14 protein-coding genes are annotated in these 13,795 nt (G+C 68.1%); 11 read left to right on the top strand and 3 right to left on the bottom strand.

What is annotated here, in order from left to right; all coding sequences use genetic code 11:
* Nucleotide 1 precedes the first annotated feature (1 nt).
* Nucleotides 2–859, bottom strand: coding sequence for a DUF5753 domain-containing protein (locus tag AWX74_RS28345; RefSeq protein ID WP_054571065.1), 858 nt, complete (start codon nt 857–859; stop codon nt 2–4).
* A gap of 316 nt (nt 860–1,175) precedes the next feature.
* Here AWX74_RS28345 and AWX74_RS40910 point away from each other — a divergent pair, with 316 nt between their 5' ends.
* From AWX74_RS40910 to AWX74_RS28290, 11 genes are all read left to right on the top strand, one after another.
* A complete protein-coding gene (locus tag AWX74_RS40910) occupies nt 1,176–1,556 on the top strand; it encodes a hypothetical protein (RefSeq protein WP_193209800.1) in 381 nt (126 codons plus the stop codon).
* A gap of 10 nt (nt 1,557–1,566) precedes the next feature.
* The gene (locus AWX74_RS28335) at nt 1,567–2,217 is read left to right on the top strand and encodes an ATP-binding protein (RefSeq protein WP_083473917.1); all 651 of its coding nucleotides are present in this window, start codon (nt 1,567–1,569) and stop codon (nt 2,215–2,217) included.
* 127 nt (nt 2,218–2,344) lie between these two features.
* Nucleotides 2,345–2,683 carry a hypothetical protein gene (locus tag AWX74_RS28330; RefSeq protein WP_235498444.1) on the top strand — a complete coding sequence of 113 codons (339 nt, stop codon included), beginning with the start codon at nt 2,345–2,347 and terminating at the stop codon, nt 2,681–2,683.
* A gap of 381 nt (nt 2,684–3,064) precedes the next feature.
* Complete coding sequence (locus tag AWX74_RS28325) at nt 3,065–4,240, top strand: hypothetical protein (protein ID WP_054571068.1); 1,176 nt, start codon at nt 3,065–3,067, stop codon at nt 4,238–4,240.
* Nucleotides 4,237–4,791: a hypothetical protein gene (locus tag AWX74_RS28320; protein ID WP_054571069.1), complete on the top strand. Its 555-nt coding sequence runs from the start codon at nt 4,237–4,239 to the stop codon at nt 4,789–4,791. The genes AWX74_RS28325 and AWX74_RS28320 overlap by 4 nt, the downstream gene beginning before the upstream one ends.
* Nucleotides 4,788–5,588, top strand: coding sequence for a hypothetical protein (locus tag AWX74_RS28315; RefSeq protein ID WP_054571070.1), 801 nt, complete (start codon nt 4,788–4,790; stop codon nt 5,586–5,588). Before AWX74_RS28320 ends, AWX74_RS28315 begins: the two co-directional genes overlap by 4 nt.
* Complete coding sequence (locus AWX74_RS28310; protein ID WP_063793341.1) at nt 5,585–6,721, top strand: hypothetical protein; 1,137 nt, start codon at nt 5,585–5,587, stop codon at nt 6,719–6,721. Before AWX74_RS28315 ends, AWX74_RS28310 begins: the two co-directional genes overlap by 4 nt.
* Nucleotides 6,721–7,494 (top strand): sugar phosphate nucleotidyltransferase, encoded by a 774-nt coding sequence (locus AWX74_RS28305; RefSeq protein WP_091283123.1) that lies wholly within the window; start codon nt 6,721–6,723, stop codon nt 7,492–7,494. Before AWX74_RS28310 ends, AWX74_RS28305 begins: the two co-directional genes overlap by 1 nt.
* Before the next feature lie 8 nt (nt 7,495–7,502).
* On the top strand, nt 7,503–8,153 hold the full coding sequence (locus tag AWX74_RS28300) for an NUDIX hydrolase (RefSeq protein ID WP_054571073.1): 651 nt from the start codon (nt 7,503–7,505) through the stop codon (nt 8,151–8,153).
* 792 nt (nt 8,154–8,945) lie between these two features.
* Nucleotides 8,946–9,353 carry a hypothetical protein gene (locus AWX74_RS28295; RefSeq protein ID WP_131799554.1) on the top strand — a complete coding sequence of 136 codons (408 nt, stop codon included), beginning with the start codon at nt 8,946–8,948 and terminating at the stop codon, nt 9,351–9,353.
* 147 nt (nt 9,354–9,500) lie between these two features.
* Nucleotides 9,501–9,962, top strand: coding sequence for a DUF6941 family protein (locus AWX74_RS28290; protein ID WP_054571075.1), 462 nt, complete (start codon nt 9,501–9,503; stop codon nt 9,960–9,962).
* A 688-nt stretch (nt 9,963–10,650) separates the two neighbouring features.
* Here the strand turns inward: AWX74_RS28290 and AWX74_RS28285 are convergent.
* Nucleotides 10,651–11,184, bottom strand: a complete 534-nt coding sequence (locus AWX74_RS28285; RefSeq protein ID WP_054571076.1) for a hypothetical protein — start codon at nt 11,182–11,184, stop codon at nt 10,651–10,653.
* Between the two features lie 394 nt (nt 11,185–11,578).
* On the bottom strand, nt 11,579–13,183 hold the full coding sequence (locus tag AWX74_RS28280; RefSeq protein ID WP_054571077.1) for a PAS domain-containing protein: 1,605 nt from the start codon (nt 13,181–13,183) through the stop codon (nt 11,579–11,581).
* Nucleotides 13,184–13,795: the final 612 nt, after the last annotated feature.

The following is a 13,795-nucleotide window of genomic DNA, read 5'->3' as shown; positions in this document are numbered from 1 at the left end:
CTTACAACTCCTTCATCACACTTGCGATCTTGTCGGTTGACGCCTCAGCCGACAGAGCCTCTGTCTGTAGCCGATCGAAGATATGCTGGTAGTGCCTCACTTCTTGCGGCTTCTCGATGTACAGGCTTCCAGTCGGGATCTCTATGTACACAACGTCAGGATCATCTTCGTCGGTGAACCCCAGATACGTGAAAGGCGTCCCGAGCGGGGGGTGCGCCCCGATGCTGTACGGCGCGACCTGGATCGTGACATCGTCACGGCTGCCCACATCCAGGAGGTGGCCGAGCTGGGACCGATGGACGTGCCGGCCACCGACTGGTCGCCGTAGTACGGCTTCGTCAAGGACGACATCCACCTTCGGCGGGTTCGTTCCGAGTACCCTCGCCTGCCTGTCGGCCCGCAGGTCGAGACGCTTCGCTACCTCCTCCTCAGCGGCAAGCCAGTCCGTACGGATCACGGCATTGGCGTAGTCCCGCGTCTGGAGGAGACCGGGCACGACCGCGGAGTGGTAGTCCTTGATCTCCGTGGTGTCGCCTTCCAACCCGATGTAGACCTGGAGCCACCGGGGCACGACATCACCGTACGGTCGCCACCAGCCTTGCTGAGTCGTGGTCTTCGCCAGTTCGAGAACGGCTTCGCGGGTCGCAGCGTCGGCGACGCGGTACAGGGCAAGAAGATCGTTCGCATCCTTCAGCCTGACCGACACCGCGCCATTCTCCTGGCGGTAGATCGTCTGTACGGAGCAGCGGAGCACCTCCGACGCCCGCTCCACGGATACGTTGGCCGCCTCGCGCAACCGGCGTAGCTCTCGACCGAGCCGGCGGCTGCGGACGGTAGTTCCCGACGCTTGACGCGCCAACGCTTCCTCCTGTCTGGAACGTCTGGGCTGACTTTCCCGTGCTGGGCGAGTCTCCCACCCCTCGTCCTCCGGCGTCGGGTAGGACCACACCGCCACAACTACAGTACAGATGCACTTGCATCTAAAGCTGTAGTGCTTCATCATTATGCTGTGAGCAGGTCCCCCTCAGCGCTCCGTTACCCCCGCTCGGTGGGATGGAGACAGCCGGGGTGCGCGCCGCCATGATCAGCCTCCCGGCCCTCACCGCGTGCCGTCCCCCGAGGGCTAGGAGCTGATCCCCCACCTCCACTGGCAAGGGCATGGCAGGGAGAGCGTGATGGACGACTCGGGAGAGACCAGGCAGGAACCTGCCAAGGCAGGCCGAGGGGAGAGGGCTAAAGATGATCGCCGGTTCGTGGTGTGGGAGCCGGACGCGCTCGGGGCGTTCGCCGACTTCGACAGCGCCCACGTGTCTGCGCACGGGCGAATGCGGCAGGCACGTACCCGTCTTTCCCTGACCGTTGATGACCATGTGGCGAAGGTCAGCCGCCGCCTGTCCCACGCGCGCTGTGAGCTGGTGGCCTGGGCTGAGTTCGTCGTCCTGCCTGGCTGTGACCTGCGGTCACTGCACGCGCCATCAACAGCGACACCGGCCAGTGCATGCATGAACGTCACGATCATCGGCATCCGCACCAGTCGTGCGCCGGCCGCAGCGTGAGGGGCTCGGCGTGACAGCGGCCGACCGGTCGCCGATGATCCGGGTGGCGGTGGCGCATTTCCCGCCGACCGTGGCCGCTGTGCCCGAGGTGCGCGCGAGGACCGCAGGCACGCTGATCGGGTGGTCGGTGGACACCGACGCCGTGAGCACCGTCGAACTCGTCGTGGGAGAGCTCGCCTCCAACGCCGTGAAGGTGAGCCGTCCGCAGGATGTGGTGGCCGTGCGGCTGACGGCGACGAGCGGGCAGGTCGTGGTGGAGGTGTGGGACAGCAGCGACGTCGGTCCCCGGATCGGGAGTCCGGAGGCGTTCAGCGAGGACGGACGTGGCCTGGTCCTGGTTGATGCGCTGTGCAGCACATGGTCGTGGTATCGGGTCAAATCGGGCGGAAAAGTCGTCTGGGGTGAGATACGGGCGGAACTGCAGCCGATGCAACCGGGGACCGAGGCGGGGCGGCTGGAACAGCGCACGGCACAGCCCACCCCAGATCCGATTAGGCCGGTGACCTTTGAGGAGAATCCGGCGCTGCTGCGCCGGGTCGTCGACGGGCTACGAGCCCTGGACGACTGGCACCTTCCCGGCGCCAGGGCCGCCCCGCCCAGGACGCCCCCACCCGCCACCGCGGTCGGACAGCCAACCCGCACGGCAGCGCGACGTGCGTGATGACCAATCCCAGTCCCACCACCCGTGCCCTGCCGCTCAGCCCAGGGGATGGGACGGCCCCGCCCGTGTCGAAGACCATCGACCATGACACCGGCGTCCACCGGGCGATACGGGCTGTGCGGATCGCGTGACCCCCCACGTTCCTCTCGTTCCAGTCGCCCTACGCCCGATCGTGCTCACCGCGCGCATGGCGGCCCTGCCCGAGATCACCCCACCGGGGGATATCGCCCGGATGCTCGCGCTGTTTACCCCGCCCATCGACCCGGCCTCACCGGAATGGACCGCGCTACGCGCCGCCCTCGACCGCTACGACGCCGCGCAGAACCAGGCCAGCCGCGACGCGGCCCGTACACAGATCCACATCGCCGCCGTCATCCTGCTCACCAGCGCGACCAGCGCGACCAGCCCGCACCATGTGCCGACACAGCGAACACCGCGGAACCCGGGAGTCGCACATGACCATTGATGACCCTCCGGTCATCAAGAGGAACCGCAATCTCACGGCGATGGCCGCCACCGACCTACGGCAGCCGCGTGCTACGGCCCTCAGCGAGTTTGCCTGTCTGACCATACCGGTCACCGGGTCCGCCGGCCCGCAGCTCTGCATCGGCTTGCCGACGGTGCCCTGGCGGCGGAGGTGCCTCCCGCAGCGGGGAGCCGAGATCTCGGTGTCCGTGTCGTCACTGAGGATACCGACCAACCCCGCCCACATGCCCGAGCGAGGCATGGATCAACCAGTCCCCGCGATCATCGGGACCGAAGCTGCTCCACCGACCAACCAAGCCGCCGCCTGATGTCTCACCGGGGTTGACAGGCTCTGCCCAGACTGACAAGGAGCGTGGAGACCATGGAAAGCCGCCTCGGCGTAGATGCACGCCGGGTCCATCACTCGCGCCGTACGAGGACCGCCGTTGTCGACCAGCACGCTACGTGGATCGCGGTGAACCCCATCCAGGGCTGTCCAAAGGCCTGCTCGTACTGTTTTCTGAATGAGCGCGGGCAGACCGCCGTCCGGCCCGAGCAGTTGGCCACTCCGGTGGAAACGGTCGACATGCTAACCGCCTCGCCGTACTACGCGCCGGATCGCCCGGTGGCGCTGTACACCTGGACCGATGTGATGGCGCTGCCGAGTTCCCGCGCGCACCTCGCCGACCTGCTGGCCGTGCTGGTAGAGCGGCAGATCTCCAACCCCCTCGTGCTGATCACCAAATGCCCGATCCCCGATGAAACACTCCATGTGGTGACCACGGCTCGCCAGGCCGGACTACGGACGATCGTGTATTTGAGCTATTCGGGCCTGGGGCGCGACATGGAACGTGGCATCCGGCATGACCAGTTGAAGGCCACCTTTCCTCGGCTGGCCGACGCGGACGTCCCCGTCGCGCACTACTGGCGGCCCGCGTTCCCGGAGTCCGCGACCACTGGCACGATGGAAGCGGTCTTCGACTGGGCGGCGGAGTACGCACGCTGCACCGTGGCTGCCGGTCTGAAGGTGGAGTCCGCCGCGTTGGCCCGACTCGCCGAGCTGTGGTCGGAGCTGGCCACCACGCCGGGTGTCACCGCGGCCGAATGTGTGTACCCCCAAGCGTTCTGGGACTTCATCCACGCGACTCATAGGCGCCGGCCCGGCTATCCGTTGTTCCACACGAACTCCTGCGCCCTGGCCTATGTACTCGACCAGTCGGACCGGTTCGGGGTGTTCGGCAGCAGCGTGTGCACGGCACGCAACCATTGCCCCGCCGCCCAACGCCGCCGCTGCGAAGCCGACCTTCTCAGCCGACCCGCCCTGACCGAGGCGGCCGTTCGCACCGCGTTGAACCGACGTGGCCACCCCGACACGCCGTTCACCCTCGACCACCCCCATGGAGAAGTCGTGATCCATGCGGTCCTGCCGACGAGCGCCGCCGCCGCGCTGACCCAAGACCTTGGCATGCGGGTACGCATCGCGCGCCAGCACAGCGACCCCTACTGGAGCAGCGGAACAGCCGGCGCCCTCCCACTGGTCATCGGTGATGCCCGATGACACCCGAGGACCTGGCCGGCGCGCTGACCGACGTGCGCCGGCTGCGGGCAGGGTTCGCGGGCACCGCGCCGCAGCCGTGGACCGCGACCACTGCCGCCGCCGAGATGACCGTCCAACTCGGACACCTGGCCCTGTGTCTGCTCCGCCGGCGGGGAGCCGACACCACCGGCCTCCACGATCCGCAGCGGCCGATCACGAACACCGGGGATGAACTAGCCGACGTGCTCTTGGCCGCGCTCAGCGTGCCCACGCTGGCCGGCACAGAGCCCGCCGCGCTTCCGACAGCCGGACCGGAAGGCCGTGACGGCGAGATCGAACATTTCCTGCGCCTGCTGATCACGGTGGGCCAGCTCGCCGAAGCCGCGATGATGCACGACGGATTCCGTCACCAGCCCACCGGCACACCGCCGTCGATCCCGGCAGCCAGCGCCAGCGCGGTCACGGCCGCCGGCACGCTGGCCAACCGCCTCAGGCTGGACCTGCTCGCGGAATTCCGCGCCATGGTGCTCGACGCCGACGCCTTCCTCCGCGCCAGGAATAGCACCCGATGACCGAGCAGGGTGACTTCGCCGCGCATCGCCGCGACGGCGACGACGTGATCAAAACGTTGAACGGACAGCACCCGGCGGGGTCCCGGTTCGCGGCAGTGGCGCAGAACGCCGGGGCGACCGGCATGAACGCCTACCTGTCCACGCTGCGAGCAGCCGGAGTCACCCTGCCATCCCGCCTGTCGGTGGAATCCACCCAGCCGCTCGCGGTACGGCATCGCTGGGTCACCGGCCCGACGCTGCTCGACCACGCCAGCATCAACCCGCCTCGTTTCATCGACGCGGTCATCGAGATCGCCGGATGGGTACGCGCCCTGGACGCCACGGATGCCCGCGTGGACACCAATCTGGTGAACTTCTGCCTCGCCGAGGACCACGTCGTGCTGGTCGACGTGCTGCCACCGCTCATCCCGAGCATGCGTCCGGAGCCGTCGAACCTGTTCGAGGAGCTGTTCGACGCCTTGTGCTTCGACACCACGGTGACCCTCGACGCGATGATCGGCTACGCCGCCCGCGCGCTCCTGCATCCCTCTGCCACCGCGGCGGCAGGCCAACGCGAGGATCTCGCATGCCTGGTGTCGCCGACAGCTACCCAGCCCGTCGAGTCGTTCTCCGCATGGTGGTTCCGGACGCGAGCCGTGCTGGCCTTGCGCGCGCTGGCCGGGCAGGCCGAACCTGCGAGCGCTCATACCTTCTTCGCCCTGACCTCCGTACGGGCGTTCCGGGATCTACCCGAAGCAGAACGGGCCCGCCGCATCCGGCAGGCCGACCAGGCAGTGAAGGAGCTTGCCCTGACATGAAACCGTCAGCCCATCCATCGGCGGCCCTGGCCAGGTGGGACTGTCACGCCGGAGATGTGGCGTTCGCGATCACAGCACCATCCACATGGCTGTCAACCCAGCAGACGTACCTGTCGGACTTCCTCACGACACCACCAGGGGAACTCGATCTGGCCGGGTTCAGCATCCGAGTGCACACCGACGACCTGGCATTTCACCAGGTCGTCGCGACCATCACGCGCTCGCCGACCACAAGCTTCATCGAACCGGTTCCGGGACTGCTGATGCAGACGGCCGACGACCCGACGGGCCGCCGTTGCTACGTCATCGCCACGGACAAGGTGGAACACCAGCCGGGCGCGTACGCCGTGACCGTGCACGGCCACGACATCGATCTGTTCACCCATACCGGGACCGTGCGCCCGCATCGCTACCCGATCAGGCTCATCCGGGAGGCCATGCTGCGCACCTACGAAGACGCCGGCGGTGTCATCTTCCACGCGGCTGGTGTCGATGTCGGCGGCACGGCCGTGATGGTCTGCGGACCCCGTGGGGCGGGCAAGACCACCGTGGCTGCGGCGCTGCTGCGGTTACCCGGCGCTGCTTTGATGTCCAACGATCGGCTTGTCCTCCACAAGGGTGATCACGCGGTCGCGGTGCCGCTTCCGGTGCCGACCGGGCGAGGCACCATCGCAGCGTTCCCCGAGCTGGAGAGCCTGGTTCGACGCACCGCCGGCACCGGCAGCGGGCTCGACAGGATGCCCGCGGACATCGGCTCGACGGTCAAGCACGCCTTCACCGCCCGCCAGTTCGCCGAGGCGTTCGGTGCCCGCCTGATCTCACGGTCGGCGCTGCGGATGGTCGTGGTGCCCCGGCTGGCCGATACGAGCAAGCCGGCACAGACACGCCGCCTGACCGCCCCCGAGACGCGCCGGATCGTCGCAGCGAACTGCTTCACCCCCCGCGACGAGTTCTGGGTCCGGCCCTGGCTGGTCCCCCGCCGCAGTACGGACGACCAGCTCGACCGCCACGCAAGGGCCGCGATCGAACACATCGCGGCGGCCGTGCCGTGCATCGAGGTGAACTTCGGCGCGCACAACCCGATCAGTGACCTCGCCCGCATCCTTGAGAGCGCAACGGGAGGTATTCGGTGATGCCAGAGGCCTGGACAGCGGTGGTCACCGCGGCGGGGCACGCGACACGGTTCCGGCCCTTCAGCACGATCGTCCCCAAGGAGATGCTGCCAGTCGGGCACCGGCCCGCCGTCGACCATGTCATCTCCGAATGTGTCCGAGCCGGAGCCACCACTGTCATCGTCGCCACCCGGCCCGATGATGTCGTCGTGCCCGCCTACCTGGATGTGCTGCGCGACGACGGTGTGCCCGTCGAGGCCATCGCCGAGGACCTCGGGCACGGTTACGGCAGCGGCACCCCGCTACTCACCCTGCGGGACAGACTCTCCGCGCAGAATTCCTTCGCCGTGGCGTTCGGCGACGAGGTGCTGCTGGGCGGACACGACCTCGCGGCGATGCGCGACCTCGCCAACGACGGAGCCGACGCGGTGATCGCCGCGCAACTCGTAGCCCCCGCCGACATCGCTTCGTTCGGTGTGATCGACACCCATCCCGACAACCCCGACCGCGTCCTTGGCATCCGGCAACGCCCCGATCCAGCCACGGTGGTAGAACCGCTCGCGGTCGTGTCCCGACTCATCCTGCGACCGTCGATCTTCGATCTGCTCGTCCCGACCGAACACGCCCGCGGAGAAGTCGATCTCGGAGTGGCCGTGGGTGAAATCGCCCGGATCGCCGACGTGCGTGTCCACCGGATCAGCGGACGCTGGGTCACCGTCGGTGAGCCACACCGATACCTCGAAGCCCTCCAAACCTACTGGCAACTCCAGACGAAACCCGCCGTTCACCCCTGAGGACAACCGTGACGCTGATCGATATTTTCAACGACCGCTACGAACCCGTCGGCACCGAGGACAAGAAGGCCGCCCACGCCACGGGCTTGTGGCACCGCACCTTCTCCGCACTCGCGATCAACCCCACCACCCGGCGCGTGCTCCTCCAGAAGAAGGCCCCCGGTCGCTACAGCTTCGACCGGCCCGACTACGCCGACATCACCGTCGGCGGCCACTACCAGGCCGGTGAGACCATCGCCGACGGCGTGCGGGAAGTCCACGAGGAACTCGGCCTGCCCGTCGCCTACGCCGACCTGCACCCGATCGGCCTGCGGCAGACCGCCGTCACCCTCGCCCCCGACTACATCGAACGCGAGTTCCAACACTGGCATCTGATCCCCTTGGACGTGGCGTTGGAGGAGATCCCACTCGCCGATGCTGAGGTATCCGGCCTGGTGGACATCGCCTTGGGCGACGCGATCAAGCTCGCCGACGGTGACACCGACACCGTGCCCGCCCGCTATGCCACCCGCACCGACATCGGGCTTGAGTACCGCGAGGCCGCCCTGACGACGGCCGACCTCATCCCCAACTACCTGAAACTGGATCAGCTTTACCTCCGCCTGTTCATCGCCGCGCGTCGCTTCTGCGCCGGCGAACGCGCACACCTGTTCTGGTGACCGCCGAGAACCGAGCCATCTGGCTTCGGACATGGCATCGAGCGCCAGATGCACGCGGCATTGAGCACGATCTGATCTCCGAAAGGAAGATCAGATGACGATCGATTTGAGCGCCAGGCGGCGCGTCCACCACACCGGTAGACAAGATCGGTGTCCTTTGACAGCGAACCTGCGCCGCGTGCCATCGAAGGCGACCCATGTCAACGGCCATTTCGTTCTCCCCGTAGGCGGCCTGCGGTTGTCCCCACATACAGGGATTTTTCACTGGCCACCGTCAATCAGCGATGGGTAACGTCGAGGAATGATTGGTCGGGGAGCCCGGGGGGATCACACCCCCGGGCTCCCACAGATCCCGGCGTGACGTAGGGTAGGCCGTCGGCGAGGTGCCAGTTGCCTGGTCCTTTTCCGACGGCCCCCCTCCGAACCAGCCGTGCCCGCTTTCCGTAGCAGCGGGCTCTCCAGTGCTCATCGTGGTCTGCGTGTGAGACGTCCGGCGTGGATGTCCTCGTGGCAGGCGCGGCAGACGCCGAGGGTCTTGCGGTTGGCTACGCAAGCGAGAACGGGATCTGGCCCCGGCCTCGTCGACGTGTCCGCCCCGGCCGACCTGGACTGGGACCCACCCATGCCCCCTCCTGGAGCCCTCGCCCAGGCCAACACCGCCCGGCGCGGGGCGGACGGCCCTGGCTGGCACTGCGGCCGGACCAACGGCCCACACCCGGCCTGTGTCCGCTGTGCTGCGCCGGTGGGACCCGCCACATCGACCTGCTGGCCGGCTTACCAAGCATGGCGACTGTGTTCACCACGGTGTCCGGCTCGTCCGAGCTGCCCATCATGATCGCGCACCGTGATGGCGGGCTGGCCGAGCCGGCCGACGACGCCGTGGCCATCCTCGGCCATTACGCCTGCCAGGGTCTGAAGCGATTGTCGCCCGCAGCACGCTCAGACTACTGCTGGCGCCCGAACCCGACCAGGCAGTCCGCCGGCGACGCGTCCCGCGCGGCCGTGCTGTGGCGCGAGGTGAAGCGGCCACTCGATGGCCGGGCGTGCTCGCGGAGATCGGCGGCGTCGTGCGTGTGGCGTTCGGCGCAGGCGATCTGCCCCGTCGCGATCGCGACCCGCGAGCATATCCGCGGAGGTGCCGGGTCCTTCCTGCAGACTGTCGACATCGCGTTCGACGACCGCCTCCTGCGGCGATCCTGAACCTCACGGTCACCGGGAGCGGCGGTCTGATCGCGATGAAACGAACGCCTCACGGCCACAGGTATCAGCCCTACGTCGGCGATGCAGAGCCAGCCCTTGCCGATTGGCCGCGTTGCGCCCGCCGCACGAGCAGATCAGGAGTAGCCCGTGAAACTCACCATGATCCTCTGCGATGCCGCCCAGGTCTCGGAAGGCAAGCTGTACATTCTCGGCGGCGGCTGGAACCTCATCGGGCCGTCGCCTGCTCCGTCCGCCCTCGGCATCCTGATCGAGGTTCCCTGGGACCGAGCGAACTCACCGTTCACGCTGCAACTCGAGCTACACGATCAGGACGGCGCACCAGCCGTCCAGCCCGGGCCGGCCGGGCCTCAGCCCGTACGGCTCGAAGCAATCATAGAGGCGGGCCGCACCCAGGACCTCGCCGAGGGCTCCCCCCTGCAGATCCCTCTCGCGATCACCCTACCGCCGCTGACACTGACCGCGGGCACGCGTTACCGATGGGAGGCCACCATGGCCGGCGAACCGGAACATGACGGCTGGAACGTCAGCTTCCAGACCAGGCCAGCCGCACGCCCGCTCACTCCGGAGACCGTCGGATTCGACGACTGAATCACGAGCACCTCGCGACGACACGAACCGCCGCTGCGCTCGGCGTGGCCTCCCTGCGACGGTTAGAGGAGCACGGCCTTGGTTCGGAGCCCATCGGTGGCTACCGACGGTCGCGGTCGTAGGGGGTTGGCTGCGGCGGCCCCATGCAGTTCATCCTGCCACGGCGATCGTCATGGCGACCGTGGCGTAGTTAGCCATCACGTGGCTCATCCATGATGACGGATAGGGCCGGGGATATCCCGATTCGGCGATTCGGTGGCCCCATCATCGAGACCGGCACCCAGTCCTACCGCCTCGCCCACACCACCCCCAACAGCCCACCCCAGACCCGACCCTCCTGCCCTCACCACCAGCGGCGCTCACTCCCGCTGACACGACCTACCAGCCGTCCGCGACCGGCAGACACTCCCCCCCACCGACAAACGGCGCCGACTCGCGTCATAGCCACGCTGGGTAGCTGACCAGGTGGCGATCGTGGTCTTACCGGTCCCGGTGGAACGGCTGACGAGGCCAACGCCGGTCTCCCCGCGAGCCATGCCGCGCGGGATGGGGACGCCGCGCCACGGACAGCTCACCGGCCCCTAAGTCGACCGGTCGCTGGTGACGCGGGTCCCGTCGGCCCGTGCCCGACCAAGGTCGGCCGCAGCGCGCGGGCGCGAGGGCGGCCGATGTCTTCCCCCGCGCCAGGTCAGTGGTCGTGCGGGTAGGTGTAGAGAGCGAGGCGAGCGATCAGCTTCTCGGGGGTTGTTCCCAGGGCTTCGGCGAGGGCGATGAGCAACGCGGTGGCGACCATGGTCAAGGTGCGCAGGATGCGCTGGGGGTTGCTCTGCACCGCGTGGAAGATCAGTTCTTGGCGTACCGCGTCCAACGGTGCCGTGGCCGGTGTCGTGTCGGCCATGTCGAGGCGGGCAGTCAGCAAGGCGACGGCCGGGTCTGCGTCCGTGCTTTGGCGGGCGTGGAGGACGGCGATGTCCTGGAGCGTGGTCTGCGGGGATGTGTGGGTGGTCTTGGCGAGCTGCAGCAGAAGTCCGACGGCCAGCCGTTCCACGCTGGTGATGGTCTCGATCGGGGCGCGGGTAGCGGCGTCGCGGATGATCGCGTCGAGGTGTCGCTGTGCGGCCCGCAGCGCGGTGGTGTCCGGGCCGCCTTCGTGGTCTGCGACGTGGAGCTGGCCGGTAAGCAGGGCCAACGTGCGCTGGGCGGCGCTCGCGGGATCGGTCACGGTCGCCCATTGTGAGCCTCGTGGTGCGACCCGGTCCACTCGCCGCCGCGACCGCGCCTGCCAGCGGTATCCTGGCGTGCGGCAGGCCGAGAGGAAACCGCGGGGCTCTTCGGGACCGCATCCCGGACCCGGTCCTCCGACAGGAACGTCCTTTCCGTGATCCGCGCTGGGGTTATAGCCGGCGCTGAGAACAGGGTCCTCTGCGCTCGGCGCCGCGTCACCCGGGCACGAGGATCAGCGCACGAATCCGCAACAGCTTCTCCTCTCGTCCGGGTCGATCTCCCGGACCCGCGCGCGTTCCGCCATGCCCCGGATCACCGAACCGGCAGCGGCGAGGGATCCGGTCTGGCGCGCCGCTCACCACTGCAGGCAAACCATGGCGGTGCCGCCCGGATCATGCGGATTGCACGTGCAGGATCGTGCGGCGGATCTCCTCGATGGTCTGGTCGAGGGCGGCGATGGCCGCGTTGAGTCGTGCGCTGATGAGGTCGCCGGCTACGCGGGTCAGGGACTGCAGATGCAGGCCGATGGCGAACAGGCGTTGCAGGACAAGGTCACCCAGGTCACGGGCGATGCGGTCGCGATCCTCGAGAACCGCGAGGCGTGCGTGTTCCTGGTGTGCCTCGGCCAGATCGAGGGCGAGCGCGGCGTCGGCGGCGAACGCCTCGACCAGCTCGATGTCGGACGCGGCAAGGTGCGGCGAGCTGGACCGGTACCCAAGGATCATGATCGGCGATGTGTTCCGGGTGAGGCGTAGCGGGACGGCCAGCGCGCCCGTGAGGGTCAGTTCCGGGGTGGGAACGGCCCGGTTGCCTCGCACGTGCAGACCTTTCAGAACGACGGTCTGGCCCGCGGTGGGCATGTCCGCCCCGGCGTCGGGGTCGCGGGTGACGGTCAGCCCTCGCAGTGCCTCCGCGTCGGCGGGCAGGTCGGGGGCCACGGCGGCGGCGGTCACGACCAGGGCGCCGTCTTCGTCGGGGACGGCGAGGATGCCCAGGTCTGCGGCGGCTGTGCGCCGGCCGATCCGCGCGACGAGACCGAGCGCGTCGCGGGGGTCCGGGGCGGCGAGCACGCTGGTCGTGATCTCGGCGCTGGCCGCCAGCCAGGCCCGGCCCCGCTCCGCCCGCCGGCAGAGCCGGTGTGCCTCCCGCTCGGCCCGACGCAGGTCGGTGATGTCGGTGAAGACGAGCGCGAGCATCTCCTCACCACCCCGCAGCCAAGGGATCACCGTGATTCGCACCGACCGGGCGGAATCGTGCTCCCCTCTCAGATCGAGATCGCCGACCTGGGCGTGGTGGGTGGCCAGCGCGGCCGCGATCATGCCCCATTCGCCGCCCAGGCAGCGCTGGTGCGGACCGGCCGGCGACAGCCGTTCCGTCAGCTGGTCGAGACGGTCCCCCACACACTGGGGCACGCCCACGATCTCGTCGATGACCGGTGAACCACGCCACAGCCGCAGGTCGGCGTCATACAGGGCCACCCCTACCGGCAGCTCGCCGACGGGAACGCCCGTGGACACCAGGTCCAGCAACGCGGCGTGCTCCCCGATGGTCTTCTCGTCTCGGCGGGCGGCAGTGACGTCCAGGATCGTCCCGATGTTGCCGACCACCGCGCCGGCCGTGTCCCGCACGACGGTGGCCCTGATCTGGACCCGGCGGTAGCTTCCGTCCCGGGTCCGATAGCGGGTCTCGTGGTGGCAGTGGTCGGCACCGCCCGCGACCACACTCATGAACAACGTGACGGTGTACTCGACCTCGTCAGGGTGGACATAGTCCAGGAACCGGGCACCCAGACTGGCGACGACATCGAAACCGGTCAGGGTCGTCCAGGCCCGGTTCAGGTAGGTCCAACGGCCCTCAGCGTCGGTCCGGAACACCACCTCACTTAGCGAATCCAGCACATCCTCGGCCTCGCGGCCTCGGGCCGCGTCCCCATCGCGCCCCGCCCCGGTCCGCCGCGAATCCCCGCGCTGCAGAGTCCCTCTCGACACAGACCTCACCGATGGTCGCCTCCCCCCGCGACGGCGGATCCCCTCACACAGACGAGCCCGCGCGGCCCGCCGATCGCCCCCGACCGGCAGGCGACGGCCGACGAGCACACCGCGAGACCCTGACGCTGTCCCACGCCCTATGCTCCACAGCCCCGGTAGCCCTTCTATCTGGCGTTTCCGCCCGCTATCTAGCCAACTCAGATGCACAAATCACATCTATGCAGCACCTGCATCAGCTTTCCACCGCAACAACGCAGCGGACCACACATGGCCACGACGTACACCGCGTCCCCACCCGAGGCCTGCGGCTGAGGTGGCCGCACCGGTACGGCGCGATCCAGGGCCTGCATCTGGTGACGGTGGGGACAACCGCAGGCCGCCTACGGGGAGAACGAAATGGCCGTTGACAGCTGATCGTGACGGAACCCGAAAAATTCGTCTAATAGGTTTCGAAACGAACAGATATCACTTTCGGTCCGTATGGGTCATAACGACATCTCGATCAGACCAAGGGTACTCCCGGGTATAGACTGAATCTAGGTTATCTGATCTTTCTGTGAAAGAAGTGGTTTCGATGACGGGTCGATCCACAGCGTCACAGTCAGGCGGCCGTGCATCGAG

Source organism: Parafrankia irregularis, assembly GCF_001536285.1.
Taxonomy (GTDB): domain Bacteria; phylum Actinomycetota; class Actinomycetes; order Frankiales; family Frankiaceae; genus Parafrankia; species Parafrankia irregularis.
The sequence above is the reverse complement of the archived record's forward strand: the minus strand, read 5'-3'. Positions and strand labels throughout refer to the sequence as shown.